Source organism: Streptomyces sp. NPDC005761 (assembly GCF_040630635.1).
In the GTDB taxonomy this organism is placed as follows: Bacteria; Actinomycetota; Actinomycetes; order Streptomycetales; family Streptomycetaceae; genus Streptomyces.
Map to the genome: position 1 here is coordinate 26221 of NZ_JBEXXX010000054.1, position 26147 is coordinate 52367.

General features: G+C 68.8%; 19 protein-coding genes. 11 read left to right on the top strand and 8 right to left on the bottom strand.

The window, feature by feature from the left end; translation table 11 throughout:
* Position 1: 1 nt before the first annotated feature.
* The 5 genes from ABZ434_RS32455 to ABZ434_RS32475 all read right to left on the bottom strand — a co-directional run bounded on the left by ABZ434_RS32455 (position 2) and on the right by ABZ434_RS32475 (position 7580).
* Positions 2-2275 (bottom strand): NHLP family bacteriocin export ABC transporter peptidase/permease/ATPase subunit, encoded by a 2274-nt coding sequence (locus ABZ434_RS32455; RefSeq protein ID WP_359144391.1) that lies wholly within the window; start codon positions 2273-2275, stop codon positions 2-4.
* Positions 2272-3078 carry an HlyD family efflux transporter periplasmic adaptor subunit gene (locus ABZ434_RS32460; protein ID WP_359144394.1) on the bottom strand — a complete coding sequence of 269 codons (807 nt, stop codon included), beginning with the start codon at positions 3076-3078 and terminating at the stop codon, positions 2272-2274. Before ABZ434_RS32460 ends, ABZ434_RS32455 begins: the two co-directional genes overlap by 4 nt.
* A gap of 82 nt (positions 3079-3160) precedes the next feature.
* Positions 3161-3388 carry a type A2 lantipeptide gene (locus ABZ434_RS32465; RefSeq protein WP_359144397.1) on the bottom strand — a complete coding sequence of 76 codons (228 nt, stop codon included), beginning with the start codon at positions 3386-3388 and terminating at the stop codon, positions 3161-3163.
* A 1022-nt stretch (positions 3389-4410) separates the two neighbouring features.
* A complete protein-coding gene (locus ABZ434_RS32470; RefSeq protein ID WP_359144400.1) occupies positions 4411-5781 on the bottom strand; it encodes a DEAD/DEAH box helicase in 1371 nt (456 codons plus the stop codon).
* Between the two features lie 290 nt (positions 5782-6071).
* Complete coding sequence (locus tag ABZ434_RS32475; protein ID WP_359144403.1) at positions 6072-7580, bottom strand: DUF4246 domain-containing protein; 1509 nt, start codon at positions 7578-7580, stop codon at positions 6072-6074.
* A gap of 258 nt (positions 7581-7838) precedes the next feature.
* Between ABZ434_RS32475 and ABZ434_RS32480 the strand changes: the two genes are divergently transcribed.
* Both ABZ434_RS32480 and ABZ434_RS32485 read left to right on the top strand, forming a co-directional pair.
* A complete protein-coding gene (locus tag ABZ434_RS32480; protein WP_359144406.1) occupies positions 7839-8501 on the top strand; it encodes a DUF4230 domain-containing protein in 663 nt (220 codons plus the stop codon).
* 284 nt (positions 8502-8785) lie between these two features.
* Entirely contained in the window at positions 8786-11704 is a 2919-nt protein-coding gene (locus tag ABZ434_RS32485) for a GH59 galactosidase (protein ID WP_359144409.1), read from the top strand.
* 53 nt (positions 11705-11757) lie between these two features.
* Here ABZ434_RS32485 and ABZ434_RS32490 read toward each other — a convergent pair whose 3' ends face one another.
* Positions 11758-12945 carry a substrate-binding domain-containing protein gene (locus tag ABZ434_RS32490; RefSeq protein WP_359144412.1) on the bottom strand — a complete coding sequence of 396 codons (1188 nt, stop codon included), beginning with the start codon at positions 12943-12945 and terminating at the stop codon, positions 11758-11760.
* A gap of 199 nt (positions 12946-13144) precedes the next feature.
* Here ABZ434_RS32490 and ABZ434_RS32495 point away from each other — a divergent pair, with 199 nt between their 5' ends.
* The 6 genes from ABZ434_RS32495 (at position 13145) to ABZ434_RS32520 (ending at position 19842) form a co-directional block, all read left to right on the top strand.
* Complete coding sequence (locus ABZ434_RS32495; protein ID WP_359144415.1) at positions 13145-14164, top strand: hydroxyacid dehydrogenase; 1020 nt, start codon at positions 13145-13147, stop codon at positions 14162-14164.
* A 51-nt stretch (positions 14165-14215) separates the two neighbouring features.
* Positions 14216-15484: a sugar ABC transporter substrate-binding protein gene (locus tag ABZ434_RS32500; protein WP_359144419.1), complete on the top strand. Its 1269-nt coding sequence runs from the start codon at positions 14216-14218 to the stop codon at positions 15482-15484.
* Positions 15481-16425 (top strand): sugar ABC transporter permease, encoded by a 945-nt coding sequence (locus ABZ434_RS32505; protein WP_359144421.1) that lies wholly within the window; start codon positions 15481-15483, stop codon positions 16423-16425. Before ABZ434_RS32500 ends, ABZ434_RS32505 begins: the two co-directional genes overlap by 4 nt.
* Positions 16422-17333, top strand: a complete 912-nt coding sequence (locus ABZ434_RS32510; RefSeq protein WP_359144424.1) for a carbohydrate ABC transporter permease — start codon at positions 16422-16424, stop codon at positions 17331-17333. Before ABZ434_RS32505 ends, ABZ434_RS32510 begins: the two co-directional genes overlap by 4 nt.
* A gap of 3 nt (positions 17334-17336) precedes the next feature.
* A complete protein-coding gene (locus tag ABZ434_RS32515; RefSeq protein WP_359144427.1) occupies positions 17337-18113 on the top strand; it encodes a hypothetical protein in 777 nt (258 codons plus the stop codon).
* A 61-nt stretch (positions 18114-18174) separates the two neighbouring features.
* Positions 18175-19842: a heparinase II/III family protein gene (locus ABZ434_RS32520; protein ID WP_359144430.1), complete on the top strand. Its 1668-nt coding sequence runs from the start codon at positions 18175-18177 to the stop codon at positions 19840-19842.
* 156 nt (positions 19843-19998) lie between these two features.
* Here ABZ434_RS32520 and ABZ434_RS32525 read toward each other — a convergent pair whose 3' ends face one another.
* Both ABZ434_RS32525 and ABZ434_RS32530 read right to left on the bottom strand, forming a co-directional pair.
* Positions 19999-20595: a hypothetical protein gene (locus tag ABZ434_RS32525; RefSeq protein ID WP_359144433.1), complete on the bottom strand. Its 597-nt coding sequence runs from the start codon at positions 20593-20595 to the stop codon at positions 19999-20001.
* Between the two features lie 224 nt (positions 20596-20819).
* On the bottom strand, positions 20820-21422 hold the full coding sequence (locus tag ABZ434_RS32530) for a sugar O-acetyltransferase (protein ID WP_359144436.1): 603 nt from the start codon (positions 21420-21422) through the stop codon (positions 20820-20822).
* A 765-nt stretch (positions 21423-22187) separates the two neighbouring features.
* Here ABZ434_RS32530 and ABZ434_RS32535 point away from each other — a divergent pair.
* The 3 genes from ABZ434_RS32535 to ABZ434_RS32545 all read left to right on the top strand — a co-directional run bounded on the left by ABZ434_RS32535 (position 22188) and on the right by ABZ434_RS32545 (position 26021).
* Entirely contained in the window at positions 22188-23615 is a 1428-nt protein-coding gene (locus ABZ434_RS32535; RefSeq protein WP_359144439.1) for a non-reducing end alpha-L-arabinofuranosidase family hydrolase, read from the top strand.
* Positions 23616-23920: 305 nt separating this feature from the next.
* Positions 23921-24526: a class I SAM-dependent methyltransferase gene (locus ABZ434_RS32540; protein WP_359144442.1), complete on the top strand. Its 606-nt coding sequence runs from the start codon at positions 23921-23923 to the stop codon at positions 24524-24526.
* A gap of 322 nt (positions 24527-24848) precedes the next feature.
* On the top strand, positions 24849-26021 hold the full coding sequence (locus ABZ434_RS32545; RefSeq protein ID WP_359144445.1) for a cellulose-binding domain-containing protein: 1173 nt from the start codon (positions 24849-24851) through the stop codon (positions 26019-26021).
* Positions 26022-26147: the final 126 nt, after the last annotated feature.

The window sequence follows — 26147 nt, forward strand, 5'->3', positions numbered from 1 at the left end:
GTCAGTGCTCCCTGACCAGATCGGCGTACGGGCCCCCGGCGGCCACCAGGTTCTCGTGCCGGCCGCGCTCCACGACGGTCCCGTGGTCCAGGACCACGATCTCGTCGCTGTCGCGCACGGTGCTCAGCCGGTGCGCGATCACGACGCAGGCACAGCCGCGCCGCCGCAGGTTGTCGATGATGATCCGCTCCGTCTCGGCGTCCAGCGCGCTGGTGACCTCGTCCAGGACCAGGATGCTGGGGCGCCGCACGAGCGCCCGGGCGATCTCCAGTCGCTGACGCTGCCCGCCGGAGAAGTTCCGGCCGTCCTGCTCCACCCGGCTGTGGATGCCGCGGGGGCGGCGGGCGACGACGTCGTACAGGGCGGCGTCCCGCAGAGCTTCGGTCACGGCGTCGTCCGTGACCGAGGGATCCCACAGCGCCACGTTGTCCCTGACCGTCCCCTCGAAGAGGAAGACGTCCTGGTCGACGAAAGACACGGACGCGGCAAGTGCGCCCCGCGGTATGTCCTCCAGACGCTGCCCGTCGATGCGGATCGTGCCCTCCCACGGGCTGTAGAGACCCGAGATGAGTCGCGAGACCGTCGACTTGCCGCTGCCCGAACCGCCGACGAGCGCCACCTGCTGCCCGGGTCCCACGGACAGCGAGAATCCGGTGAGCAGCGGCTTGTCGAGCGGGCTGTAGCCGAAGGTGATGTCCTCCAGCGTCACATGGCCCTTGAGGCGGCGGGTGCTCGCGGCCGGCTCACGGCGCGAGTACAGCGGGTCGACCGGAAAATTCTCCACATCCTTGAGCCGGGCCACGTCGGCCGCGAAGTCCTGGACCCTGCTCGCCACCCCGTTGAGCCGGGCGACCGGCGCGGTGAAGCGGGTCACCAGAGCCTGGAAGGCGACGAGCAGGCCGATCGAGAGGTGCCCCTCGACGGCCCGCAGGCCGCCGATCCAGAGGATCAGCGCGCTGTTGAGCGTCGCGAGGAGAGGGGCGACGATGCCCAGCCAGGCGCTCGGGACCCCGAGGCGCTGCTGCTCCTCCAGCGTCGTCGCGTGCTGCCCGGCCCACCGCCGGAAGTACCCGTTCTCACCTCCTGTGGCCTTCATCGTCTCGATCAGTTGGAGCCCGGTGTACGAGGTGTTCGTGAGCCGGGCGCTGTCGGCCCGCAGCTTCTGTGTGCCGACGGCCCGCATCCGTACGACGATGCGCATGGCGACCACGTTGAGCAACGCGATCCCCACTCCGATCACGGTCAGCTGGGGGTCGTAGGTCCAGAGCAGGAACGCGTAGAGGAGGACGACGACGCCGTCCACGCCCGCAGCGGTGAGGTCCCGGGCGAGCGTCTCGGCGACGGCGTCATTGGACTGGAGGCGCTGGACGAGATCGGCGGGGCTGCGCTGCGAGAAGAAGGTGACGGGCAAGCGGAGCAGATGCCGGAAGAAGTGCGCGCTGCCGAGCGTGGACGCGATGATGCGTCCACGCAGCAGATTCGCCTGTTGGAGCCAGGTCAGTACGACGGTGAGGGCGACCATGGTGCCCATGGCGGTGAACAGCACGCCCAGCAGCGAGGTCTGTTCACCAATCATGAACATGTCGATATAGGTACGGCTCAGGGCCGGGAGTGCCGCCCCGACCGCCACCAGCAGCAGGCTGGCGAGCAGGGCGACCAGCATCGTGCCCGTCGTGCCGCGCAGCCGGGCGGGAAGCGCCGCCATGACACCGGGCTTCCGCCCGCCGCGCTCGAAGTCGTCACCGGGTTCGAGCACCAGGACGACCCCGGTGAAGCTGTTGTCGAAATCCTCGGCGGGCACGAACCGGCGCCCCTTGTCGGGGTCGTTGATGTGCACGCCCCGCCGTCCCGGACGGCGCCCCACGCCGTCGTAGACGACGTAGTGGTTGAACTCCCAGAACAGGATCGCGGGCGCCCGGACCTCTGCGAGGGCCGCGGGCTCCATCTGCATGCCCTTGGCCCGGAGACCGTAACTACGGGCGGCTTTGAGTACGTTGCTGGCGCGCGAGCCGTCACGTGAGACGCCGCAGGCGATCCGCAGCTCCTCCAGTGGCACGTGCCGGCCGTAATGCCCGAGCACCATCGCCAACGAGGCGGCACCGCACTCCAAGGCCTCCATCTGGAGCACGGTGGGGGTGCGCACGGACTTGGTTCGCCCGGGCTTCGGTGCCTGACGTGACCGTCGCCTGCTGCCCGTGGCCCCCTCCGGGCGGTGCCTGCCGCGGCCGGGCGGCGGCAACTGCTGGGTGGTGGGGGAGGGGTGGGGAGCGGTCACGGGAGCAGCCAATCGATCGGGCGCCGGTCGGTGAGACGGATGGAGCCGGTGGCCAGGGTCATGGAGCCGATCGCGTACGGAGGGCCATCGGCCGAGGACCAGCGGTAGCCGGACTTCGTGGAGTCCGAAGGTTCGATCCTCACCAGGACGGCCAACGGCCGCCCGTGCCGGGAGAACTGTTCGCCGAGCTGAGCGTCTCCGAGGAAGCGGGTGATCTGCTGCTGTGTCTGCGCGGCCCTGCCGACCGCGGCCACCTTCCCGCGCAGCACCCCGTACTGCTGGGCGGGCACGGACTGGACCGTGAGGTCGACGGAGGCGCCCACGGGGACCGACGCGGCACTGCTGCCCGATGTGTAGAGCAGAACGACCAGCGGGTCGTCGGGGCCGTCGATCCGCTCGACGCTCGCCACGTCCGCGCCCGTGGTGACGACCGCCCCGATCGTCGCCGTCACGGAGGTGAGCCGGCCCGCGTCGATCGTGCGGACGACGCGTTCACCCTGCTCCGTACGGACCTTGAGCAGGGGGGAGTTCCTGGGCAGGGTCTCGCCCTCGTCGGCGAGCACCTCGGTGATCTGGCCGGCGACGGGGCTCTGCAGGAGGTAACTGCCGCGCGCGTGGGTGAGGATGCCGGGGGCGTCGAGGGTGCCGGCGACGGAGCCCGTCACGGCCCAGAAGCAGACGGCGGCCATCACGACCACGGTGACGCAGAGGACGAGCAGCCCCTGAGGGCGGGCGAAGCGCACCGGAAGATCGAGTTGTCCTGGCGACTGCAGCTTGGAAAGGGCCTGTTGGCGGAACTGCACGGAACTCTTCCCTCACCTGTCAGCGATCGGCGCCGAGCCCCGGAACCATCGGGTTCCGGGGCTCGGCGGGTACTGCCGTGTCTCAGAGACCGGCGGTCAGGCCGGTGGCCAGGCCGGTGACCGCGCCCGTGTTCACGCCGGTGACGCCCTCGACGAGACCGGTGACCGAGCCGACGATGCCGGCGACCGGGACGATGCCCTCGACGGTGCCCGTGACGTTGCCCACGAGACCGCCGACGAGGCCGCCCGAGATGTTGTCGAGGTCGCTGTCGGAGATCTCGGCGGTCTCGACCTGGGGGGTGTAGTTCATGATGAGCGCCCTTCGTATGGGAATTGCTTATGTACGGGAGCCCGTCGTGCGGCCCCCGTATGGCCCAGGATCAAAGCACGCCCGCACCTCGTACAGCCAATCGAACGGCGATGTAACCGCGGTCATTGCCTCGCTGGAATCGAATCACGTGCAGAGGCATTCATGCCATGGGGGCAGATTCTCCATGAGCTTCACGGGATGAATTCGCCGTCCTCGCAACTTCACACCTCGCGTGGGGCGCTACTGTCCCAATCGTCCCCTGAGACCGCCCCGACCTGGTGTCCTGTGACCGGAACAGTGACCGGTGTGCGTACACCGTGTGCAGGATTCTCCGATCCGTCCGACTCTGCAATTCCGGACAGTCGACGAGGTGAGCTGCCGGAGGAGTACGCAAAGCTTCCGTATTACGGCGGTGTGAAAATGAGCGGGACTCGCACGCTCATGTGCGTGATATGCGTATGGACGGCGGGTTTATGGAGCGATTTCCGATGGCCCCGTGTTCATTCCGTCACTTTGCCTTCGGATATGTGGAGGAGGTGCGTGCGCATCAACGGCGGTCGGCCCCGGCGGCGGCCGCGTCGGGGAGCGGTCACCGGGAGTCGACGCCTCCCGTGCGGGGGAGCGGACGCCGACGGGACGGCACCGGCGGGCCGCCCGCGGCCGGGCTGCCCGGAGAGCCGACTGCCGGCGTGGGAGGGGCCCGGCCGGCGTCGCGGTGCGTTGCTCTGCGCGGAAGGTGCCGAGGCTGTGCGGTGCGCCAGCCGGCCGGCCGTCCGGATCCGATCAAGGTCTCCGCCGCACTCCCCGGGCATCAGCAACCGCGCACGGTGCGGGCGCGCGTCCCCTCAGGCAGGCCCCCGAACCGTCGCGCCCGCGCGACTCCCACGACGCGCGGCGAGGGTTCGGGCCGCGGGCCGTGCGCGACATCACGCGGCTTGCGGAAGCCGGATCTGCGCCCTGAGCGGGCGGCCGTCCTGAGGATCGTGCGAGGCAGGGCGGTCGCCGGAGGAAGGGCGGCCGGTTCAGCGCCCCTTGCGTACCCGCGCTGCTGCGCGTGCTTCCGCCGTCCTGCGGGCATCGGCCGTTCTGCGGGATTCCTTGGGGCGGCCCGGCCGGGTCCCCATGCCGCGGAACGGGGCGTTGCCGCTGCCCTTCCCCTCGACGGGCGGGCGCTTCGCCCCGGTGATGGCGGTCAGCTTCTCCTCGCCGGAGCGCACCTGGGTGACAGTCGGCCGGATCCGGGCGGCAGCCATGATCTGGTTCACGTCGCGCCGCTGGTTCGGAGTGGCCAGCGTGACCACGCTGCCGGACTCCCCGGCGCGAGCCGTACGGCCGCCACGGTGCAGGTAGTCCTTCGCGTCGGCCGGCGGGTCGACGTTGACCACGAGGTCGAGCGCCTCGATGTGAATGCCTCGCGCCGCGACATTGGTGGCGACCAGCACGGTGATCTCGCCGCTCTTGAACTGCGCGAGTGTGTGAGTGCGCTGCGGCTGCGACTTCCCGCTGTGCAGGGCCCCGGCCCGTACGCCACTGGCCCGCAGGTGGCGGGTGAACTGGTCCACGCCGGCCTTGGTGTCCAGGAACATCAGGACCCGGCCGTCCCGCGCGGCGATCTCGGTCGCGGTCGCGTACTTGTCGGCGGGGTGGACGTTCAGTACATGGTGTTCCATCGTGGCGACCGAGCCCGCCACATGGTCGACCGAGGCCACTGCCGGGTCGTGCAGATACTTCTGCACCAGCTGGTCCACATTGCGGTCGAGCGTGGCCGAGAACAGCAGTCGCTGTCCGTCGGGGCGGACCTGGTCCAGGATCTCCGAGACTTGCGGCAGGAACCCCAGGTCGCACATCTGGTCCGCCTCGTCCAGCACGGTGATCCGCACCTGCTGCAGGTCACAGAAACGACGTGATACGAGGTCGGCGAGCCGCCCCGGCGTCGCGACGACCACTTCGGCGCCGGCCCGCAGCATCGCTGCCTGCCGGTTGATCGCCAGCCCGCCGACCACCGTCGCCAGCCGTAGGTTCAGTGCCTGCGCGTACGGGGCCAGCGCATCGCTCACCTGCTGCGCGAGCTCCCGGGTCGGCACCAGCACGAGGGCTACGGGCCGCTTCGACTCCGCTCGCTCGCCTGCCGTCCGCGCCAGCAGCGCGAGCCCGAAGGCAAGCGTCTTGCCGGAGCCGGTCCGCGCCCGCCCGAGGACATCACGGCCGGCCATCGCGCTGGGCAGGGTCGCCGCCTGGATCGGGAAGGGCTCCGTCACTCCCAGGCCGGTCATCGTCGCGGTCAGCTCCGACGGAAGCCCGAGTCCGTCGAAGGACTCGCCCGGCGGCAGGCCAGGGGCAGCCGTGTCCGGTGTTGTCAGTTCGCCCTTCGGGGCCGGCGGCTTCGCGTTCATGGGGCAACCCTTCTCGGTCCGGCGCCCAAAACGCGCCGGGGCCCGTACCCCTCGGTACGGGCCCCAACGATTCTCAAGCGTGCCCCCAGTTTACCAGTGCACGCCCGGCGTCCCCGGCCCCGGCGGCGCGCTCGCTGTCGTCACCGGTCCTCTGCGAGGGGTGTTCGCGGTCGTCGGCGTGGGGGAGGCGGCGTCTACGCCGTTCTCAGGCAGCCGGCCGATGTCCGACCCTCTCACCCGCGGCGCCGCGCGCTGCAGACCTGGGATACGCGCATATAAGGGGGCGGCACTCAGTGCTCGCAGAGGGAGAATTCCCGCTCGTAGAGCTGTTCATTGTGCTCATTGACGAAGAACCTGCGTTCCTGCATGAGTTCTTCCCGGTAGGTCCTGGCCTGTTCGAGCGTCATCGTCGAGGTATCGGACCACGGCTGCTGCGGTGGCACATCGGACGTCGAGACGATCTTTTCCGACGGGTCGACCAGGAAGAACGCGAGTATTTTGCGATATCCCGGACGGGTGGGGTGCGTGAGGCGGAATGAGCCGACGCGGTGCTGCAGGATATTCGGGAACGCCAGGCAGCGCCCCGCTGGGGTCGATGTCGATCCCAGCGGCTGGTTCAGGGCGTCCTCGTCCTCCAGGCCGTAGACCTCACGCAGACCGTTGTCGTCGTTCTGTTCGTAGTTCGGGTCGTCGAGTGCCGTTCGGAAGCTCAGACGGCTTTCGGTGATGTTCTCGCTGTCCCAGTAGTAGATTCCGGTCGAAACGATCCGCTCGTTCAGCATTCCCTCGACATGCCAGGAACCGCCGGAGTACTCGGGCTTGTCCGGGGTGAGATGAATGGTGGCGAGCTTGACGATGACCTGGAGAGGGCGGCCGCGCAGGTCGATTCGGGCGGAATCGTCGGGCAGCGCGGGCGGGGTGAAGGCCGGGGCGTCAGGGATGACCGGGCGGCGGTTCTCCCACCAGTCGTCCTGAGCCGCCTCCCATGCGCGAATGGCTTCTTCGTATGCCTCCTCATCCCCGTAGGAGGATTTGTCCGGATGCTCCGGCTCCGAGTCGTACCACGCATAAGGATCGGCCTCGATGCGCAAGGGCCGCGGATGGCGCAGATCGCCGAGTACGTTCTCGAACAGGGGGCGCATGCGCGCGAACATGTCCGGAAGGACGGATGCGAGTTCGTGATGAGTCTCGGGATGGACGTTGTTGACGTACGAACGGAAGGCGACGCCGCCGTCGGAACTGACGTCGACATCCGTGGGAAGCCACTGGAATCTCTCCGAGAACTCGTATGTGGAGTAGCGGTCCGTCGGATTCCGCCAAGCCCGATCGGGCGCCCCGCTCACCGCTCTCACCAGACAGAACAGTGAGGGATGTACCAGATCCAGCACCTGGCCCTCGGATCCGGGGTGCCAGTCCAATTCTGCGTCAGGGACCTGCTCCAGAACCCGGACCGCCTCGCGCAGCCGGGACCTGAGCTTGTCGTCGACCAGTGTGTCCGACTGCCACACCCCGTCGACGGCGGACACCTCGATTCCGGTCCGGCCGTCCCGCAACGTCGCGTAATGAACGAGTTCGGCGAACACGTAACGAACCTGCGCTTCGGTGAGCCCTTGGGCGACCGCTTCCTGCGTCCACCTGGCGACGATGTCGGCATCGTTCATCTTGTCGAACCACCCGGGCTTCGCCCGGATGTGTGCGCTGCACCGCATCATCTGGATTTCCCGCAGCGTTCGGGGTGTCGCGAACGACAGGGAACGGGAAGCATGAAAGGGCAGCGGGAAGGGAGACAGGCCAGTCAACTCTCTTGGTCCTCCGCGTCGGTGTGTGGTGGCGGGAACGATACGTCAGCAGGCTGACACCGCAGCCGGAGTCCTCGTCATCGCCAGCCCGGTAGCGCGCCCCGGCGGTCCGGACGACTCGCCGAAGCGCCGTGCGGGCCGGAGTCGGACGCCGCCAGGACGGAGCACGCACCGCTGCGGCCTTCGCCCGTTCCTCAACTCGGGCGTCTCGTAAGGGTTTCTGGGGGCATCCGGAGTAGAGGAAAGGAGGACCGCCGGATGACGACTCCCCTCAGGCACCTGCCCGGACGCATGCCCGGCTGGGCGAAGGTGGTGACCGCCTTCGTGCTGGTGCTCGCGGTGCTGTTCGCCGGAATCAGGCTGGCCGTACTGCCGGGTATCAAGGATCTGCTGGGAACCGAGACGACCGACCGCTCGGGCCCCGCTCTTCTCAAGTCCATCAAGGACATGAGCCGCTTCGACGCCGCCTCAGGAAACTTCCAGGTGGTCGTCGACCTCGAGAAGGACGCCAAGTATCTGCCGGACGCCGTTCGCGGCTCCCGGACGCTCTATGTGGGCGCGGGCACCGTGGAGGCGTACGTCGACCTCGGCAAGGTCGGCAGGAACGACGTGACGGTGAACGACGACCGGACCTCGGCCACGCTGCGGCTCCCGCACGCGCAGCTCGGCAGGCCCGCCCTGGATGTCGAACACTCCTACGCCGTCTCCAAGCAACGCGGGCTGCTCGACCGCCTCGGAGACCTGTTCTCGGACAACCCCAATGGCGAACACGCCGTGCAGAAGCTCGCGGTCTCGCACATCGGCGAGGCGGCCAAGGGCAGTGGACTGACCACGAGGGCCGAGTCCAACACCACCAGCATGCTGGAGGGCCTCCTGCACTCCCTCGGCTTCAAGGAAGTGCACGTCTCCTACGGGAAGTGACAGCCGGCGCCCCCTGGGGCGCCGGAGAGACGTGGTGACATCCGGGATCGCGCCCTGTCTGCCGAATGACGGGGCGCGATCCCCGATGTTCGAGTGCGAATGAGTGTGGTCGTGTCCGGGTGATCCGTAGAGGGCCGGAACGGCTTCGCGGTGTCATGTTCCCGCGCCCGAGTCAGGACGAGACGGACGAGGCAAAGGAACGAAGCTGGATGCGTACACACTGGATGCGTACACAGAAGACGCGCACGCAGACGACGAGGCGTGCGCAGAGAAGGCTGAGATGGGTGTCGCTCGCCTCTGCAGCCGCCGTGACGCTGGGGGCGGGCCTGGCGGCCGCGCCTGCCACGCACGCGGCGGACGACCCGGTCGAGGTCGTGGTCGACGGTGACGACGTGCGCGCCGACAACGTGAACGGCCTGACGTACAAGGGTCTCGGCGTGCTCAGCTGCAACAGCACGAGCAATCTGCTGATGGACTACAAGGCAGAGCATCCCGAGCGGTACTGGCAGCTCATCCGCGTGCTGTTCGGCGGTGGGAATCCTCTCGTCAATCACGTCAAGGTCGAGATGGGGTCGGACACGAACACCTCGACCGGCGCCGACCCCGCGACCATGCGCACCCGGGACGAGCTCGCCGACGCCTCCCGCTCCCCGGGTTTCCAGCTGGCCGCCGACGCCAGGACGGTCAACCCGAGGCTCAAGGTCTCGATCCTGCGCTGGGAAATGCCCCAGTGGGTCCAGCTGGAATGGAACAAGGGCACCGGTACCGACGAGATGTACCGCTGGTACAAGGAGACCATCCTCGACGTCTACCAGAAGTACGGGTACATGATCAATTATGTCGACCCGGACAAGAACGAGACCCGCTCGCCGGACATCTCGTTCATCAAATGGTACAAGAACGCGGTCGTGAACGACACGGACTTCGCAAGCGAGCGCTACGGAATTCCGCCCGGCGAGCGGGAAGCGGTCGCCAAGGCCTATCACCGCATCAAAATCGTCGCCTCCGACGAGAACAACACCCTCAACATGGGCCCGGCGATGCTCAGCGACGCCGAGCTCTTCGGGATCGTCGACGCCGCGGGATACCACTACACCACGGAGGACCGGCGCGAGGGCGCCGCGGACAGCCCGACCTATCTGCCGTACACGAGGCTGGCGACCGGCGACAACGCATACGGCCAGGACAAGGAGATCTGGTACAGCGAGGGAACCGCCTCGTTCGGCTACACCGACTACCGCGTCAACAACAACGAGGGGCCGTACGGGGCCGGCACCGGAATCGGCGGCGTGCAGAGCGCTCTCGACGTCGCCAACCGCCTCGTCAAGAGTTACGCGAACTCCAGGCGCACCCACTACATCTTCCAGCCGGCCATCGGTTCCTTCTACGAGGGCGCCCAGTACAGCCACAAGGAACTGGTCAGCGCACGTGACCCGTGGTCGGGCCATCTCCACTACGACGCGGCGTTGTACGTGATGCAGCACTTCACCGGGTTCGCGAAGACGGGCTGGGAGAACGACACGAACACGGCGGGCATCTGGCGCACGGTTCCGGAAGCCAGTTACAGCGGAGTGAGCGGAACGGAGAATCTCGACGGCTCCAACGGCGCCCCCAGCTACCTGACGCTCGCCGACCCCGAGAAGAGGAACTTCTCGACCGTCGTCGTCAACGACAGTGACCAGCCGAAGACGTACCGGATCAGGGCGGAGGACCTACGGCTCGGCAGCGACCCCACGATGGAGGTGTGGGAGACCCGGGCGGCCGATGCGGGGCAGCGCTACGACGCCGGCTTCAAGCAATTGGCCGACGAGATCCGGCCGGATGCCGATGGCGCATACACGTACACCGTGAAGCCGCGGTCCATCACCACCCTGACCACGCTCGACAAGAGCGCCGACGCGTCCACGAAGCAGCGCCTGCCCGAGTCCGGGGAGCGAGCCGTCCTCGACAGTGACGAGAGCGGCAAGCGCGGCGACACCCACGACGGGTACCTGTACGCCGACGACTTCGCGTACGACGAAGAGGGAAAGGTCAAGGTCGGCAGGAGGTTCCAGCCGTACCTCGCCTCGCGCGGTAACCAGCCCCGCTACATGGTCGACCAGACCGGAGCATGGGAGGTGGGCGGCGACGGCGTGCTGTACCAGTACATGGACCAGTCCATGAAGGACACCGCCGCCTGGAACAGGAACACCCCCAACACCACGGTCGGGGACTTCCGCTGGGAGAACTACAAGGCGTCCGTCGACGTCTCCTTCCCCGATCCGGACGGCGGTCTCGCGGCCCTGGGTGTGCGCCAGCAGAAGGGCATGGCGATCAGCGACGCCGCCTACAACCTGCGTATCGGTTCCGACGGCGCCTGGACGTTCTACGAGTACGGCGCGGTCCGCGCGCAGGGCAGGGTCCCCGCGGCCGGCGGTTACCGTCTCGCCGTCGAGGCGAAGGGGGCGAAGGTCACCGCCTTCGTCGACGGCAGGGCGGTCGCGGCCTACGACGACCCGACCCCGCAGACGGAGGGCCGCGTCAAACTCGGGAGCGGCTTCCAGCGGACGGGCTTCGACAACCTGAAGGTCGAGAGGATCGACGGCTACACGCCGTACGCCGACGCACAGTTGGACAACATGGACAGTGCGGTCACGTACGAGGGCACCTGGAGCCGGAAGGCCTCGCTCGGCGACGCGATGGACTGGTACCGCTCGACGTCGACCGGCACGACGGCCGGCGCGTCCTTCACCGTCCCGTTCCGCGGAACGGGGGTCGACGTCATCGGCGGCAACGACGGCAGCGCCGTCCTCGACGTCTATGCCGACGGCGAACTCGTCGCCAGGAACGCGAAGACCGCGGTCACCGACAAGCGCCTGGCGACGTACGCGCTACGGGGCCTGCCGGACGGAAAGCACCGGGTGCGGTTCGTCCTGAAGTCGGGAACGCTCGTGCTCGACGCACTCAACACCTTCTCCGCCTCTCACGAGGCGGACGGCAAGGTCGACACGGCGCCGGTCCGCCGGGCCCTCGCGGAGCTCGCGACGCCGGAACAGGGGGCGTACACGGCGGCGTCGTGGCGCGTGTTCGCGCACGCCCTCGCCGCCGCGAAGTCCGCCGCGGCAGGGCAGGCCGGCCTCGACACCGTCGGCGTCGAGCAGCTCGCGAGCAGGCTGCGAACGGCGTACGACCAGTTGGCGCCCCACGTGGACGCCGGTCGGTAGACAGCGCTCGTCCACAGGGCGGGCGGTCCCGGTGAAGGTCTCACCGGGACCGCTCAGGCCGGCTCGCGGCGCCGCGTCGTGGGCGCCGGCACGGACTGCGGCGCGGCCGGTAGCGACGAGGCGCGGATCATCAACTCCGGGAGAACGAGCACCCGTTGGGCCGGACGCCGAACGCCTTCGAGCAGGCGGGCCAGCATGACCTCGACAGCCGTACGGCCCACCAGTGCCTTGGGTGGCCGTACGGCTGTGATGGCCGGGTCGGCGAGATGGGCGACCTCGTCGTCGTAGCTGACGATCGCCAGGTCGTCGGGGACGCGGATGCCCTGCTCGGTCAGGTACTGGACCACCGAGAGTGCGTCGGGGTCGCTGTGCACGATCAGCGCGGTGATGCGGGAGCGACGGCAGCCCTCCACGATGTCGCCGATGATCCGGCGGTGTCCCGGAACGTCGAGGGCAACGCTCTCGCGTATCAGGAAGTCGGCCGACAGCCCGAGCTCGGCGCAGGCCCGGTTCCACCCCACGGCGAGGTGCGCCGAGGTGGGGCTGCCCTTGGACAGCACGAGCCCGATGTGGCGATGGCCGAGCGTGTGCAGATGCCGGACCGCCATCTCCAGCCCGGTCGCGTGATCGCTGCGCACCCATTCGAGCTGGTGCGGCGTCGGGGTCCAGGCGGGCGTGTTGCGCTCCACGAAGACCACGGGAACCGGCAGCTTGCCGATCCAGTCGATCATCTCGTGCATGCCCGGGCCCTCCAGGTTCGGCGCGAGGAGCAACCCCTGCACCTGCCCGGATTCGGTCAGCCGGACAATCTGCCTGCGGTCCTCCGCCTGGTCGTAGCTGGAGCCCCGTAGCTGAACATTGACGCCATGGGCCGCCGCGGCGTTGCGGACGCCACTGACGATGTGCGGCCAGTAGAAGTCCAGCGAGGGGACCACCATCCCGATCGTGAACGCCGGCATCGCGAGCCGCCTCCGGCGCACCGGCTCCTGCTCCAGCGGCGAGGGCAGCGTGGCCCCGCCGTGCACCCGGGTCAGCAGGCCGCGCTCGGCCAGTGCCGCGATGTCGCGCCGGATCGTCAGCTCGCTGACCGAGAGGTCCTGCGCGAGATCGCGTACGCGAACAGCGCCGTGCAGCCTCAGCCGGTCCATCAGCCGTTCGCGGCGTTGCAGTGCGAACAACTGGTCCGCCCTCGCGGAAGAATCCGTGGGCCCCTGGGGCCCGGTCGGCCGTGTCGACGTCATGGCGCATCCCCTCCCGTCCGGTGCTGATCCCGGGCGATGTTCGAGTCTGTTCGGATCGTTTCGTCTGTGATCGAGCTCTGGTGGCTCTGTGTGGCTGACCACTATCTCTGACTCAGCGTCTTCTGGCTGGAACTCGCCGGAAACACGGATGGCACCTGCTGTTTGAGCGGGCGCCCCTACGAAGAGGAGCCCGCACCGCATGCAGACCAAGGCCCGCGCTCTGGTCGTGATGAGCAGGTCCAGCTTCGAGGCGCACTTCGACCAGGACCGGCTGCGCCGCCTCGCCGACCTCGTGACCCTGGACGAGCCCTGCTGGACGGACGACCTCGACAGCGCACGGTCGCGCGAACGCCTGGCCCGCGCCGAAGTGCTGCTCACGTCGTGGGGAGCGCCCGCTCTCACACCGCAGCGTCTCGCCGCGGCACCCCGCCTGCGGGCCGTGCTGCACGGCGCGGGCAGCGTGCGGGAGCTGGTCGGGCAGGAGGTGTGGCGCCGAGGGATCCGGGTGACCAGCGCCGCCGGGGCCAACGCCGTGCCGGTGGCGGAATACACCCTCGCCGCGGTCATCTTCGCCGGGAAGAAGGTCCCGTTCCTCGCCGCCGACGAGCAGCGCGCGTACGGGGGCTGGGGCTCGGTCACCGGCTACGGCGACCTGTCGAACTTCCGGAGGACCGTCGGCATCGTCGGCTTCTCGAGGATCGGTCGTCAGGTCGTCGAGCTGCTGCAGGTGCTGCGCGGCACCACCTGCCTGGTGGCCGACCCCTACGCCGACCCGGAGGAGGTGGCGCGGGCCGGCGCGAGGCTCGTCCCGCTGGAGGAGATGCTGCCGCGGGTCCACGTGCTGTCCGTGCACGCCCCCGAGCTGCCCGAGACCCACCACCTCATCGGCGCGGAACAGCTGCGCCTGCTCCCCGACTTCGCGACCGTCATCAACACCGCGCGCGGCTCGCTCGTCGACCCCGACGCGCTGGCCGCCGAGTGCGCCGCCCGCAGGCTCTTCGCGATCCTCGACGTCACCGATCCGGAACCGCTGCCGTCCGACTCGCCCCTGCGCCGCCTGGCCCGCGTGATGATCACGCCGCACATCGCCGGGTCCCTGGGCACCGAGACCGGCCGGCTGACCGACCACGTACTCGACGAACTCGCCCGCCTGGTCGCCGGCAGACCGCTGCAGACCGAGATCACCGCGGAGAGCTGGGCCCTGGGCCTGAGCGCCTGACCCGACCCGCTCGCTCCACCGTCCCCAACCGCTCGAAGGAGAGCCGCCGCAATGAAGTTGACGAAGAAGCTCGCCCGCATCGCGCCTCTGGCCGTCGCCGCGACACTCACGGCCACCGCCTGCGACGCCAGCGGCACGGACAACGCCTCGTCGTCCGACGGCAGGACCGTCGTGAAGATCGCGTTGTGGAACTACAAGACCACGCCCGAGTTCAAGGCCCTGATCGACGGCTTCGAGGCGAAGAACCCCGGCATCGACGTCCAGCCGGTCGACATCCTCGCCGACAACTACCCGGAGAAGGTCACCACCATGCTTGCGGGCGGTGACACCACCGACGTCCTGACCATGAAGAACGTGACGGACTACGCCCGCTACGCCACCCGCGGCCAGCTCCTGCCACTGACCGGCGAGGCGACCGCGCTGGACAAGGCGTCGTATTCCGGTCTCGACGACTACGACCTCAAGGGCAAGTACTACGCGCTGCCCTACCGCTCGGACTTCTGGGTCCTCTTCTACAACAAGGACATGGCCGGCAAGGAAGACCTGTCCAAGCTGACCTGGGATGACTACGCGGAGCTGGCGAAGAAGTTCACCAAGGGCTCCGGCTCCGACAAGGTCTACGGCACCTACCTCCACATCTGGCGCTCGGTCGTCCAGGCGATCTCCTCCGCACAGACCGGCGGCGACCAGCTCGGCGGCGACTACGCGTTCTTCAAGGACCAGTACGAGATGGCCCTCGGCCTGCAGAAGGAGAAGGCCACCCTGCCCTTCTCCACAGCCTCCAGCAACCAGATCACCTACGACTCCCAGCTGACCACCGGCAAGGCCGCCATGGTCCCGATGGGCTCGTGGTGGGCGGCCGCGCTGCTCGCCGAGAAGGCGCAGGGCAAGAACGACATCAACTGGGGCATGGCACCGATGCCGCAGGTCAAGAACGACGGCAGGACGGTCACCTTCGGTTCGCCCACCGCGTTCGCCGTCAACAAGAAGGCTCACCACGCGGACGCAGCGAAGAAGTTCGTCACCTGGGCCTCGGGCCCGGAGGGTGCCGCCGCTGTCGCGAAGATCGGTGTCACGCCCGCGTACACCAGCGACAAGATCCTCGACACCTTCTTCTCCGTCGAGGGCATGCCGAGCGACGCCCTGTCCCGCAAGGCGATGCAGCCGACCACGGTGCAGCTGGAGATGCCGGTCAGCGACAAGACCTCCGACATCGACCAGATCCTCAAGGAGGAGCACGAAATGATCATGAGCGGTGAGAAGTCCGTCGCCGAGGGCATCAAGGAGATGGACGGCCGTGTGAAGGACGAAGTCCAGTGAGTGTCCTCGCACCGCGCGCCACCCCGCACGCGTCCGACGGCGCTTCCCCGGCCCACCGGGCCGCCGCGAAGCGCCGACGGCGCCGCAACCTCCTGGTCGGCTGGTCGTTCATCCTGCCGAACTTCCTCGGATTCGCCGCCCTGACCCTCGTACCGGTGATCGGCGCGCTCGCGATCTCCTTCACCGACTGGGACTCCTACTCCACCCCGAAGTGGGCGGGCCTGGACAACTTCCAGCGGCTGTGGAACGACTCCAACTTCTGGGCCGCGCTGCAGAACACCCTGTACTACGCGGCAGGACACATCCCGCTCACCCTCGTGGTCTCGCTCGGCCTCGCCGTCCTGCTCAACCAGAAACTGCGCGGCGTGCACGTCCTGCGGACCGCCTTCTTCTTCCCGTACATCACCTCGCTCGTCGCCGTCGCCGTGGTGTGGAACATGCTGCTGAGCCCCGAATCGGGGCCGGTCAACCAGTTCCTGACGTTCCTCGGCGTCGACCACCCGCCGGGCTGGACCAGCTCCCAGGACTGGGCGATGCCCGCGCTGATCATCACGAGCGTGTGGCGGGACATGGGCTACTACATGGTGCTGTTCCTGGCCGGGCTGCAGACCGTCCCGGCCGAGCTGTACGAGGCGGCGCGCATGGACGGCGCGGGCCCCTGGCAGCGGTTCTGGCACGTCACCCTGCCTGGGCTGCGCCCCACGACCTTCTTCGTCACCGTCATGATCACGGTCTCCAGCTTCAAGGTCTTCGACCTGGTGCAGGTCATGACCGAGGGCGGGCCGGGCCGTTCCACCCTCGTTCTGTCCCAGCTGATCTTCCGTGAGGGCATCACGCAGGGCCGCTTCGGCTACGCCTCGGCGGTCTCCCTCGCGCTGTTCCTGATCTGCCTGGTGATCACGGTGATCCAGTTCCGGATGCAGCGAAGGAGCGAGCGATGAACACCACCGTCCTGCGCAAGGACACCCGCGCGCCCGCGGACCGAGTTCCCGCAGGCCGTCAGACGGAGCCCCGCGTGCGCAGGGGCGCGCCGGCCGCCGCCGGGCAGGTCGCCCTGTACGTGCTGCTCGCCGCGGTCGCCCTGGCGGTCCTGCTGCCGTTCATCTGGATGCTGATCTCGTCGGTCAAGAGCGACCGCGACGTGTTCACGGTGCCGATCCAGTGGATCCCCGAAGAGTTCAAGTGGGACAACTTCACCAGCATCTGGACGCGGGTGCCCTTCGCCGCCTACCTGGGCAACTCGTTCTTCCTGAGCATCGTGATCACGTTTCTGCAGGTGCTCACCGGCAGCTTCGCGGCGTACGGCTTCGCCAAGATGCGCTTCCCGGGCCGGGACGTGCTGTTCACCGGCTACATCGCGACGATCGCAGTGCCGTGGCAGGCGTACATGGTGCCGCAGTACGTGATCATGCAGAAGCTCGGCCTGGTGAACTCGTACACGTCACTCATCCTGCTGCAGGCGTTCGGCGCGTTCGGCGTCTTCCTGATGCGGCAGTTCTATCTGACGATCCCGGACGAGATCAGCGAGGCGGCCCGGCTCGACGGCCTGACCGAGTACGGCATCTGGGCGCGGATCGTGCTTCCGCTGTCCAAGCCGGCCCTCGCCAGCCTCGCGCTGCTGACCTTCGTGAACACCTGGAACGACTACATGGGCCCCTTCATCTACCTCACCGACAACCGCCTGTGGACCGTTCAGCTGGGGCTGCGGGCCTTCATCGGGCAGTACGACGCGGAGTCAGCCATGATCATGACGGGTTCGGTGCTCTCCATGGTACCGGTCCTGGCGGTGTTCCTGCTCGGCCAGCGCTACTTCGTGCGCGGCATCGCGACGACCGGTGTGAAGGGCTGAGGGGTGGAGAGTACGGAGGCGAGCCGGCGTTCGCGCCTCAACGTCACTCATGACTCATGGGAGTTGATCTGGGCACACGTGCACCGTGTCCTGGTCGTCAACCTCGGGATCGCCGTCTCGAATCTGCCCCTGCTCGTCGCGCTGCAAGTGACCCATCAGCCCTGGCGGCACCCCGTGTTCTTCGGCGTGTTGCTGTTGACGCTGCCGGGGCCTTCCCTCGCCGCCGCGTTCGTCTGTCTCGGCGCGACGACCGGCGACGAGCAGGCGTCGGTGAGGCTGTTCGTCCGGGCGTACCGGCAGGTGTTCCGGCGAGCGGTGCTGGTCTCGGCGCCCTTCGTGCTGCTCGTGATCGCGGCGGCCGTGGATGTCGTGACCCTGCGGACACGCGCGCTGGGGGCTGCGGTCGTGCCGATGACACTGGTGGTCGTCCTGGTGGCTGCCGCCGCGTGGCCGGTCGCGCTCGCGCACGTGGCCGGGGGCGGGAGCGTCGGGCGCCGGATCTTCCTGATGGCACCGTACGCCGTGGTCCGGCACGGGCGGCTGGCCCTGATGAACCTCGTGCTGGGATTCGTGGTCCTGCTGCTCGTCAATCAGGCGCCTTTGTTGGGGCTCGCGGTGTTGCCCGGGTGCGCGCTGTTCGTGGTGTGGCGCAACTGCCGCGTCATGGTGGCCCTCGGCGATCCGGTCGCGGCGGACGATCCTGTCGTACGAGAGGGGAGGTGTGATGGCACCGACGGCATCCGAGGGGGCGGGGAATCCCCGGCAATGGCCGGACACTGACTGGCCGGGCAGGCTGCACGCCCGCATCCGGTCGGCGGCGGACTCCGCGCGGAGCACGCACATGCCGGACCTTCCGTTCTCCGCCTACCGCCGCTTCGACGACGACGGCGACCGTCTGGCGTACGAGGAGCTGTACTTCCGGCGTCGAGCGCTCGTGACGGCCCTCGCGGCCGAGGCGCTGATGGACCCGGGTGTACGACTCGATGCCCTTGCCGATGCGCTGTGGTCGGTATGCGACGAGTACACGTGGGCGCTGCCCGCCCACGAGATGCATGCGACCAGCCTGGGCCGGGGCATGGACCAGTGCCTCGACCTGTTTGCCGCCCTCACCGCGCAACTGCTCGCCGAGACGGTCCAGGTCTGCGGCGGCCGGCTCGATCCCCGGGTCGCCGCCCGCGTGCGCGACCAGGTGGAGCACCGGGTGCTGTCCCTCCTCGCCGACGACGAACGCCCTCTTCCATGGGAGGGCTGGGCGCACAACTGGGCAGCCGTGTGCGGTGGTTGCGCTGGTCTCGCGGCACTGGCCCTGTGGGATCCCGGGCCGCGCCTGACCCGCGTCCTCGACCGGTGCCGACGTGCCCAGCTCACGTACCTCAGTGGCTTCGGCGACGACGGGGGCTGTGCGGAAGGCGTGGGCTACTGGGTGTTCGGGTTCGCGCACTTCGTCTACTTCGCCGAGGGGCTGCGCGAGTGCACGGGGGAGGATCTGCTCACGCACCCGAAGGTGCCGGCCATTGCCCGGTTCCCGGGCGCGGTGCATCTGGGCGGCGGGCTCTTCCCCGCCTTCTCGGACGGGGAGGAACGGCCTCGCGTGCCCGCCGGTCTCGCCCGGCAACTGGAGCGGAGACTCGGGGTCCGGTTCCCCGTCGAGGCGGTGGAGACCACGGACAGGGGGACGGCCCTCCCACGGGACTGGTCCGATCTTTCCCGGACCCTGCGCTGGGGCGCCCCGGACCCCGCCCCCGCGCCGGAACCCGTGCCGGCCACGGCGTATCTCCCCGACCTCGCCTGGCTGGTCGACCGTGGACAGGACGTGGCCTTCGCGGCCAAGGGCGGCCACAACGCGGAGCCCCACAACCACAACGACCTCGGCCAGTTCGTACTGGCGGCCAGGGGCGAGGTGCTCCTCGCCGACCTGGGCGCCGGCGAGTACCGCAAGGGGTACTTCGACGAGGCCACCCGCTACACCTTCCTGCACGCCTCCTCCCGAGCGCACTCCGTGCCCCGCGTCGACACACACGAGCAGTCCGCGGGTGGCGACCGCGCGGCCCAGGTCCTGAAGCTGCACCTTCACACGCACGGCGCGGACCTGACTCTCGACCTCACGGACGCCTACGCGGTGGACGGCCTGACGGCACTGCGTCGCGCCTTCTCCTGGGACCGCGACACCGGGGAACTGCTGCTGGTCGACGAGGTGGAGACAGACCACCCCGTGCCGCTGGAGGAGGTGTTCGTCAGCCGGCTGCGGCCGGAACTCGGCGCGGACGCTGTGGTGTGGAACGGAACCGCGGCACGTGCCCGCCTCGGCCTGCCGGCAGGCTGCGTCCCGCGCGTCGAGACCTTGCACACCACCGACCACGAGGGTGCCCCTGACATGGTCCACCTCCTGCGGATCGGCTTCGACCTCGTCGAGCGGCGGGTCCGGTTGCCGTTCCGTTTCACCGTCGGTCCTGCTGCCGGCGGGGACGGTGCCCGGGAGGGCACCGGAGGAGGCCCCTGGCCGGCGTGAGGGTGTGCGGCGAAGCCCCCACGGACGAGAACGGCGAGCTGGGTCCGGCGGGCGGTGACGAGGCGGCAGTGGGTCCGCGGGCACTGCGCCCCCCGCCCGGTCGAGCGCGGCCCCGCCGCTCAGGACGGAGGGCTACCGACCCGCATCCGTGATGTCTCATTCCTCCGGAACCGGAACCGGAACCGGAAGCGGCCACGACCAGACCACATCGGCGGCGTCCCGTTCCTTGATGATCCGTCGGTGGCGCGATGCCTCGCGTTTCGTTCCCGGGTTGAGCGGGCGGTACCGTACCCAGTCCATCGGGACGACGTGGAGGGCGAGGGTTTCCGACGCCCGTGGCTGATCGACCGAGTGCGCGAGCACTACGGCGAAGCGCTGGATACACCACAAGCACTGCCAGGGCGGTCCGGTGACGACGGCTCCGGCGGCAGCGAGCCTCCGGCCGTACCCCTCCTCGGCGTCGAGCTCCATCTCCGCATGGAAGTCGTCACCTCCGAAGAAGTGGACACAGCTGCGCTGCAGGCTGTGCCTCGTGTCCGACAGGCGCCCGGCCCTGCCGGAGTCGCCGTCCTCCTGCGCACGGGCCACCATGAGGGGGAAGATCGCATACGTGCCCCGGTCGATGACGGGAAAGCCGAGATCTGCCCACCGCGGAGTCTTCTCGGAGAATGTGTGACCGAGAGTGCGGGCCAGCGCGTGCATGATGGACAGACCGTCCGAGATCCGCCTCTCCTCCTGCTCGATCCCGGTCACGACGCCCCTGTTCCAGCCGCTGAATGGTGTGGTGCCACTGCCGCTCGGTGGTCCTGTCGCCGAACGGCCGCCCGATCATGCAACAAGCCAAGGACACACGACGTCAACAACGGCGGATACGGATGGGGTCGGCAACGGCACTCGGAGTGTTCACCGCCTGGGTGCCACACGTACCGGACGGGACCGGTGACTGCGGGGGACCTCGCCGCCGGCGGACCGTCGCCCTAGTGTCCGGCAGTGCGCGTGGTGAGGTCCTCGTCCGTGATGCGGCGGACCACTCGGCAAGGTGTTCCGAGAGCCACGGTCATCGGAGGAATGGTGCGGCTGACGACACTGCCGGCGCCGATCACCGAGCCGTACCCGATGCGGACGCCGGGCAGGATCACCACATTGCTGCCGATCCAGACCTTGTCCTCGATCACTATCGGCTCGGAGAAGCGCCCGAAGTCGTCTCGGCGCGCTGGGTGCACAGGGTGCCCCGTCGTGGTCAGCGTCACGCTGGGAGCGATCATGACGTCATTGCCTATGCGGATGTCCACGTCATCGACCAACGTCAGGTTCACGTTTCCGAAGAAGTCGTCGCCGATGTGGACATTGCTGCCGAACGCGGCGTGGAACGGCGGCAGCAGCACCGTGCGTTCACCGACGGAGCCGAGGATCGCGACGAGCAGCGACCGACGCCTTTCCGCCTCGCTCGGCGGCGTGTGGTTGTACTCGAAGATCTGCTCTGTGCGGCGCCGGGGAGCCAGGAAGGCCGCTTCCGACTCGGTGTAGACAAGCCCCTCGGCGATCCGGGCGAGCACTTCTTCGTCATGTGCATCCGTCACAGGGGAGTCTCCTTCATCCGATTGCTCGGGCACAGGGCCCGACACGCGCGGGCTGGTCGACGCGCGCCGTGAGCCTATGCGGTGCGCGAGCCCCCCGTGCAGCTCCGCCGCAAGAGAATGCGCGTTCTCGGGCGGCCGTGGGACGGGGCGGGGCGCGGCGACGCGTGCCTGCGGAGGAGGTCCGAAATTTCGGCCATGGTTCGTAAATTTGATGTCTCGCTGATAGGGCAGAGGCGGCCGTAGGGGCGGCGCCCTCCCGGACTTCATCCTCACTGTGCGGTCAAAGTGGATGGCCTCGGCCCATTCCGGCTATGTGGTGGCCTTGACCTGCGGTCTTTCATTCCAGAACTCTTCGAATGTTTCGGTCAGTCGGGCGAATCATGCGCAAGGTATTGACGCTGTTCGCCAGGTCCCTATGATCCAGGGTGCTCGACATCTCGACCTTCGTTCGATATCACGAACAAAGCTCGCTCGTACGGCAGGACACCCCCGGGGCCCGCCCATCGGAACAGCCGAATATCAAGGAGTGCGCCACGCATGTATGTGTCATGGCTTCGTCAATCACCTGCCGTCGCGCGTCGGCAGCCGCCGGTGGCATCCGCCCGCCGACGGGCGCCCCCGAGGCCGGTGCGGGACACGGTGACGGCCCGCGGAGTGCGCAGGGGCACCGAGCGGCGGGGGCGCAACACGACACCCGGCGCCCGCCGTCCGGACGGTCTCCGGTCACCCCACCAGAACCACCTACTCAAGGATGAGGAAGCCTCGATGCGCAAAGGAAGTCTCAGCCGCAGACACCTGTCTGCGATGCTCGCGGCCGCGGTTGCGGCCCTGGTCACGATAGCGGCGATGCTCGTTGCCGGCCCGGCTCAGGCGGCCACCAGCGGCGCCTTGCGCGGTGTCGGTTCCGGCCGGTGTCTTGATGTGCCGAACGCCAGTCAGGCCGATGGTTCCTACCTGCAGATCTGGGACTGCTCGGGCGGGGCCAATCAGCAGTGGACGTCGACGGACAGCAACCAGCTGACCGTGTACGGCAACAAGTGCCTGGACGTTCCGGGCCATGCCACCGCGGCGGGTACCAGGGTGCAGATCTGGACCTGCTCCGGCGGTGCGAACCAGCAGTGGAAGGTGAACTCCGACGGGACGGTTGTGGGAGTGGAGTCCGGACTGTGTCTGGAGGTGACGGGCACCGGTACGGCCAACGGCACGGCGGTGGAGATCTGGACGTGCAACGGCGGCGGTAACCAGAAGTGGACCGGTCTGTCCGGGACGACCCCGCCGACGGGCGGTACGTGTGCGCTTCCGTCGACGTACCGGTGGTCGTCGACGGGCGTCCTGGCGCAGCCCGCGAACGGGTGGGTCGCGCTGAAGGACTTCACCGACGTGGTGTACAACGGCAAGCACCTCGTCTACGCGTCGAACGTGTCGGGATCGTCGTACGGCTCGATGGCGTTCAGCCCCTTCACGAACTGGTCGGACATGGCGTCGGCCGGCCAGACCGGGATGAGCCAGGCCGCAGTGGCGCCCACGCTCTTCTACTTCGCGCCCAAGAACATCTGGGTGCTGGCGTACCAGTGGGGTGCGTCGCCCTTCGTCTACCGCACGTCGAGCGACCCCACCAACCCCAACGGCTGGTCCTCGCCGCAGTCGCTGTTCACCGGCAGCATCTCCGGCTCCGGCACCGGCCCGATCGACCAGACCCTGATCGGTGACGGCCAGAACATGTACCTGTTCTTCGCGGGCGACAACGGCAAGATCTACCGGGCGAGCATGCCGATCGGCAACTTCCCGGGAAACTTCGGCTCGTCGTACACGACGGTCATGAGCGACTCGACGAACAACCTGTTCGAGGGGGTGCAGGTCTACAAGGTTCAGGGCCAGAGCCAGTACCTCATGATCGTTGAGGCGATGGGTGCGAATGGGCGCTACTTCCGCTCCTTCACGGCATCCAGCCTGGGCGGTTCCTGGACACCGCAGGCCGGCAGCGAGAGCAGCCCCTTCGCGGGCAAGGCCAACAGCGGTGCGACCTGGACCAACGACATCAGCCATGGTGACCTGGTCCGCAACAACCCCGACCAGACCATGACCATCGACCCCTGCAACCTGCAGTTCCTCTACCAGGGGAAGTCCCCCACCGCGGGCGGCAGCTACGACCAACTGCCGTGGCGGCCGGGCGTTCTCACCCTGCAGCGGTGATCCTGCCGCTTCACGCGATCGCGATGCGGTGCGGTCCGCCGGTGCGTGGACGAGTGGTTCAGGGCGGTGGCAGCGCCGGCCGCTGACCAGCACCCGTTGTACGGAGAAACCCCAGCCGCGCGTCGGCTGGGGTTTCCCTCCGCGCATCGCGCGGACGCGGGACGGCAACGTGCGATCACGGGACACCTCGGAGGGCCGGCGTCCCTGCGCTCCGGGGGTCCGTGCTGCCCCGCCTCGCCTCGGCCCCCGGGTGCGAGTCCGCCCGATTCCGGGCGCGGCAACACCGGCGGCCTATAGTTGACCTCATGAATCGCTGGACGGAGTTGACCGGGAAGGCATCCGGGGAGGACTACGCCGCACGATTCGCGACGCTGGCCCGTAGTGGCAAGGACATGCACGGTGAGGCGCGGTTCTGCGCAGCTCTTGTGCCTCCCGGAGCGCGGGTGCTGGACGCCGGGTGCGGCACGGGGCGGGTCATGATCCGGCTTGCTGAACTCGGGTACGACTGCGTCGGGGTGGACCTCGACGCGTCGATGCTTGCGGTGGCGCGGAAGCAGGCGCCGGAGCTGCCGTGGTTCCAGCACGACCTGGCGGAGTTCGAGCCGGAACGGCTCGGCATCGCGGTGGGCTTCGACCTTGTCGTTGCTGCGGGCAATATTTTCCCGCTGCTCGCCCCCGGCACCGAAACCGAGGTGATCAAGCGCTTGTCCGCGGCCCTGTGCCCGGGCGGCCTGCTGGTCTCCGGGTTCGGCCTGGACGAGGCCCACCTGCCTGTGCCGCCCGGTCTCACACTGCCGGAATACGACGACGGCTGCGCAGCGTCCGGCCTTGCCCTCGTCGACCGCTTCGCCACCTGGGATGCCGAGCCTTACGACGGCGGTGGCTATGCCGTCAGCGTCCACCGTCGATGAGGACGTACCGCGCGCGGTGAAATGCGCTGCCTGCCCCTGCCGGGGCGGGGAAGGCTCCGCCACGGGCCGCGGGCAATTCCCTCGAGGCGGGTGCGCATCAGGTTGAGCGCCGAGGGCTTCGCGTACGGATGCGGAGACCCTGGCGGCTCACCGACATGCAGCTGAGCCGCCTCCACGAGATGTCGAGGAGGGTGGTTCGGCCGGCAGTGGCCGACGCCGACCCGGGCTGCCGTATTGACAGTACGCCGTCATGTCGATGTGATGTATGGGAGCGCTCCCACTCCTGAACTTTCCTACGGTTCCCCACCCCGAGGAGGCGCACATGCCGAATCTTCCCGTGCGATTACTGCGCAGACCCTGGACAGCCGCCGTGGCCGCTCTCGCGCTGGCCCTGTCCCTCTTTGCCGTGGTGCCCGCCAGCGGCTCCGGCATGGCGTCCGGATGCCGCGTCGACTACACCCTGAACGCGTGGAGCGGCGGCTACACCGCCGAGGTGCGCATCACCAATACCGGTGAAGCGCTCAGCGGTTGGCGACTGGCCTGGACGTACGGCGGCGACCAGCACGTCACCTCCGCCTGGAACGCGACCGTCACGCAGACCGGCCACTCCGTGACCGCCGTGAACACAGCCTGGAACGGGGCGCTGCCCGGCGGCGGTGCCGTCGGCTTCGGTCTGCAGGGGACCGGACAGTCTGTCGACTCGGTGCCCACCGACTTCACCCTCAACGGTGTGTCCTGCGGCGGTGACGGCACCTCACCGCCGACCACGCCCCCCACGACACCACCCCCCACCACACCGCCCTCCGCGGAGTGCGGTGACGCTGCCGTCTGTGAGGACTTCGAGGACCAGGCCGGCCCGACCCCGTCCGGGAACTGGCGGTTCACCGCGCCCGACTGCCAGGGCACGGGCACGGCCGCCGTCGATACGGCGGTCGCGCACAGCGGAACGCGATCGCTGCGGTTGGACGGACGGGCCGGGTACTGCAATCACGCCTTCGTCGCCGCCACCGCTGACCTGTCGTCGATCGGCCCGGTGATGCACGTCCGCATGTGGGTGCGGCACACCACCGCCCTCCCGGCCGCACACGTCACCTTCGTGTCGATGCCGGACAGCTCCCAGGGCGGCCGGGCGCTGCGGATCGGCGGACAGAACGGCGCCCTGCAGTGGAACCGCGAAAGCGACGACGCCACGCTTCCGGCGCAGAGCCCGGTCGGGGTGGGCCTGAGCAGGCCCCTGCCGACTGACACCTGGCAATGCCTGCGGTTCGCGGTCGACACCTCGGCGCCGGGACTCGACACCTGGCTCGACGACGAGCAGGTGCCGGGGCTGCACGCCGACGGCGTACCGACCCAGGACGTCGACGCGCAGTGGCTCTCCCGGACGACTCCGCCGCGGCCCACCGCCCTGCGGCTGGGCTGGGAGAGTTACGGAACCGGCGACGACACCCTCTGGTTCGACGACGTGGTCGTCGGCTCCTCTCCGGTCGGCTGCTGACGGTCTCCCGCCCTGGGCAGGAGACCGTCGACGGCGGGCTGACGACGAACCGGAAGCGCGGGGTCGGGCTGGTGCGGGGTGACCGACTTCGCCCCCGCCACGTAGCTGGTTAGGTGGGGGCTTGTG

Coding starts and splice junctions, on each gene's coding strand:
- ABZ434_RS32535 (WP_359144439.1), top strand. CDS start 22,188: ATGCGCAAAGGAAGTCTCAGCCGCAGACACCTGTCTGCGATGCTCGCG.
- ABZ434_RS32500 (WP_359144419.1), top strand. CDS start 14,216: ATGAAGTTGACGAAGAAGCTCGCCCGCATCGCGCCTCTGGCCGTCGCC.
- ABZ434_RS32510 (WP_359144424.1), top strand. CDS start 16,422: ATGAACACCACCGTCCTGCGCAAGGACACCCGCGCGCCCGCGGACCGA.
- ABZ434_RS32545 (WP_359144445.1), top strand. CDS start 24,849: ATGCCGAATCTTCCCGTGCGATTACTGCGCAGACCCTGGACAGCCGCC.
- ABZ434_RS32470 (WP_359144400.1), bottom strand. CDS start 5,781: ATGAACGCGAAGCCGCCGGCCCCGAAGGGCGAACTGACAACACCGGAC.
- ABZ434_RS32480 (WP_359144406.1), top strand. CDS start 7,839: ATGACGACTCCCCTCAGGCACCTGCCCGGACGCATGCCCGGCTGGGCG.
- ABZ434_RS32520 (WP_359144430.1), top strand. CDS start 18,175: ATGCCGGACCTTCCGTTCTCCGCCTACCGCCGCTTCGACGACGACGGC.
- ABZ434_RS32540 (WP_359144442.1), top strand. CDS start 23,921: ATGAATCGCTGGACGGAGTTGACCGGGAAGGCATCCGGGGAGGACTAC.
- ABZ434_RS32465 (WP_359144397.1), bottom strand. CDS start 3,388: ATGAACTACACCCCCCAGGTCGAGACCGCCGAGATCTCCGACAGCGAC.
- ABZ434_RS32490 (WP_359144412.1), bottom strand. CDS start 12,945: ATGACGTCGACACGGCCGACCGGGCCCCAGGGGCCCACGGATTCTTCC.
- ABZ434_RS32495 (WP_359144415.1), top strand. CDS start 13,145: ATGCAGACCAAGGCCCGCGCTCTGGTCGTGATGAGCAGGTCCAGCTTC.